This window comes from Limosilactobacillus mucosae DSM 13345 (genome assembly GCF_001436025.1).
Lineage (GTDB): Bacteria > Bacillota > Bacilli > Lactobacillales > Lactobacillaceae > Limosilactobacillus > Limosilactobacillus mucosae.
Genome location: NZ_AZEQ01000044.1, coordinates 1 through 3,304 on the forward strand (window position 1 = coordinate 1; position 3,304 = coordinate 3,304).

Below are 3,304 nucleotides of genomic sequence, written 5' to 3' on the forward strand. Positions count from 1 at the left end.
GCCTTGCACCATTTTTCCAGAAGTTGTATCAAAGTAATACCATTTATTATTGATTAATTGTTCCCCATATTGCATTTGCCCTTGGCTATTATAATAAACAATTCGTTCTTCCGTCTTATCTAATAATTTTATAAAGCCGGTCTGCATAACACCGTTGGTATCAAAATCATACCAATAATTATTAATATGTTTCTCGCCAATAATCATTTGAGCGGTATCTGTATCAAAATAATATTTCTTACCAGATACTGTTTGCCACCCTGTTAAGAACTCACCTTTAGTTGCACCATAGTAGTATGAACTACTGCCAATCTTATAAATGCCAGTAGTATACCCTTTAGTATTAACTGATCCATCAGAGTCTAACTGAACGGTATTGTTACCATCCGAAATACTACTTACACCTGTTTTCAGCGCACCAGTTGCTAAATCATAATACTGTAATTGCTTAGTGTTTTGGTTATAAATTAATCCTTTTTCTTGAATCCCGGTATTAACATTGTAGTAATAGTTACGGCCATTGATCGTTGTTTCACCAAGTGCCATAGCGCCAGATACTGTATTGAAATAATACTTGTTATTATTAATAGTCTGACTGCCATATTGCATTTGGCCCTGTGCATTATAATAAACGATACGACCATCTGGTAATTTGGTAAACCCAGTAGCCATAGCGCCACTCGTTTTATCAAAATAGTACCAATAGCCATTAGTGTTTTGCTCGCCATATTGCATTTGGCCTTGACTGTTGTAATAAACAGTTCGACCATCTGAAAGGCTTTGAAAACCAGTTTGACGAACTCCATTTTTGTATAGGTACCAATAACCATTTTCTTGCTTTTCACCGTTTAAACTCATGTAAGTGCTAAACATTCCCATATCAATGGAGCCATCATAGCCATTAAAACTATCAGTATACTGCCAAGCACCATAGTCCGAATTCAACATAGTATTTTTCCAGTAGTCATAGTAGTAAGCAGCGATCCACGTCTTACTATGTCCAACCGTTGAACTGACATTGTACGTTTGATCATAGCTATAACTGGCATAAACACCATGGTTAGTATAACCTCGACGGCTCAACTCATTCCAAAATTCATTTAAAAGCGCAGCAATGTTGGAGCGTTTAGTCACATTGTCTTCCATATCAGCAATCATCAGCGTACTACCATCTAAGCCATAAGAACTGGCAACATTGGCATAATGATCGGCCTCGGCAATGGCTGATGCTGAATCAGTGAAAACTGCATAGTCATAGGTTGCAACTGTCAAGCCTGCTTCTTTGGCATTGTTAATCTGCGTTTGTGCATATGGATTTGTATATGTAGTACCCTGGGTCAGCTTAACGATAACATATTTAACGCCTAGACTCTTAAGCCAGGAGTAAGTTCCCACACTCATGGCACCTTGATATGAAGAAACATCAATTGCATCAGCTGAGGTACTGTATGCAGCCAAAGCTTGTAAGGCAATTTCTTGATCAGTGTTGGTAACAACCACTGCTGTGGAAGATGCTGCCACTGCTGAAGACTCACTACTATCAGTTACCAAACTGCCGTTCTGACTTTCATCGTTAGTGACAGTCGCTGTACTTTCTGAACTGCTTTTACTTAAATCTTGTGATGATGTAGTCTGCTGTGCAGTAGTACTGTCTTGTGTTGAAGAAGCTGTATTAGATGTAGTACTGGTTTGTGTATCAGAAACTGATGAGGAAGTATTTGTCCCTATTGCTGCTGATTCGTCATTTTCACTACTGCTGCTTGTAACTTGCGAGGATGAGGCACCACTCGCACTATTAGTTGATGCGGAAGTTGAAGTCAGTACTACAGATTCGGTATTAGCATCGTTAGCCGTAGCTTGTGACACGCTACTGTTACTAGTTGTTGTAGCATCAGCTTGTGCAGTACCAGAATGTAAAATTAATCCAAAACTAAGTGCCGTTAACGTAATTCCAGAAAAAAGCGTCCATTTTTTTAAAGTTTTCTGCTGTGCACTTTGGTATGCTTGTACTTTTTGACGTTCGTTATTCAAATCTTTCCTCCAAATTAAAAATCCACAAAAATTCAAATTTTCTTAAAAAAAGGGGGCTTCCTTAAAAGCTCCCCTTTTTCTGTTTAGTTACCCAACAAAGTCAATGGATTAATCCATGTTCCATTGTTGTTAAATGAGTTTGCCAAGGCAACATTAAAGTTCTTTTGACGAGTAATTCCCAAATGCAAGTGAGCCGTCGTTCGTCCACCGATAACATCACCAACGTTAACCTGTTGACCAACGCTTACCCAAATATTAGAACGACTGCTGAAAGCTTCTTGGTAAACGGTCAAATATTCGCCAGTATCAATCAATACGTACCAGTCCAGACCTGAAGCATAACCGATTCCCGTAACTATCCCCTTGTGAACCGCATGGACTTCATAGCCTGGATGATCAATTGAACCAAAGTCAAGACCATCATGGAAACCATTCAGTCGGAACTCACCACCTGCATTTACACCAAATAATTGTGCTCCCGTGAAATGACCACGACCATCAGCTGGGAATGGCCATCCCCATGTATCCTCTACACCATCTGAGCCAAAAGTATGCTTAGTCCCATCAATATAGTGCGTACCAGTGTACATTGCACCAGTAACTAAATCAAAATAGTACGTATTATTATTAATGTTTTGCCAACCTTTTACCATATGGCCTTGTCCATCATAATAAACAGTACGACCATCGTTCAAATTAATAAATGTAGAAATTGCTTCAGCACCATTACCTTTATCAAAGTAGTACCAGCTTCCGCTAATCTGCTTTTCACCATGAACCATGTGTCCTTGATCATCATAGTACACTACTCGACCGCCATCAAGATTGATAAAGCTTGAAATAGCTTCAGCACCAGTCCATTTATCAAAGTAATACCAGTTGCCATCAATCTGCTTTTCACCATGGACCATAATTGCAGTATCTGGAGCGTAATAAACGGTTCGGTTACCTGATACGCTCTGGAAACCGGTCTTAAGTTTCTTAGCTGATGCATCGTACAGATACCAATTGCCATTAACTTGATTCTCACCATTTAAGAGTGAAATATTTCCTTCACTATCTAAAACATACGTTTTCCCGTCAATAGTAACAGTTCCCTTACTCAACGAACCGTCTTTTTCTCCATAATATTGTAATACCTTCTTATTAGCATTATACACGACGCCAGTTTCTTTTCCGCCGTTACAAATACTAAAATAATAGGTTTTTCCATTAATGGATTGTTGTCCATACAACATTTGTCCCTTATTGTTATAGTACACCGTTCTGCCAT

The 3,304-nt window shown here is 38.9% G+C and carries 2 protein-coding genes; both read right to left on the reverse strand.

Annotated features, from left to right (window positions below; all coding sequences use genetic code 11):
- The coding region (locus tag FC47_RS09985) for a GH25 family lysozyme (RefSeq protein WP_155519191.1) at positions 1 to 2,031 on the reverse strand (2,031 nt) is incomplete at its 3' end.
- An 83-nt stretch (positions 2,032 to 2,114) separates the two neighbouring features.
- On the reverse strand, positions 2,115 to 3,304 hold a 1,190-nt coding region (locus FC47_RS10970), incomplete at its 5' end, for a peptidoglycan DD-metalloendopeptidase family protein (protein ID WP_235804019.1).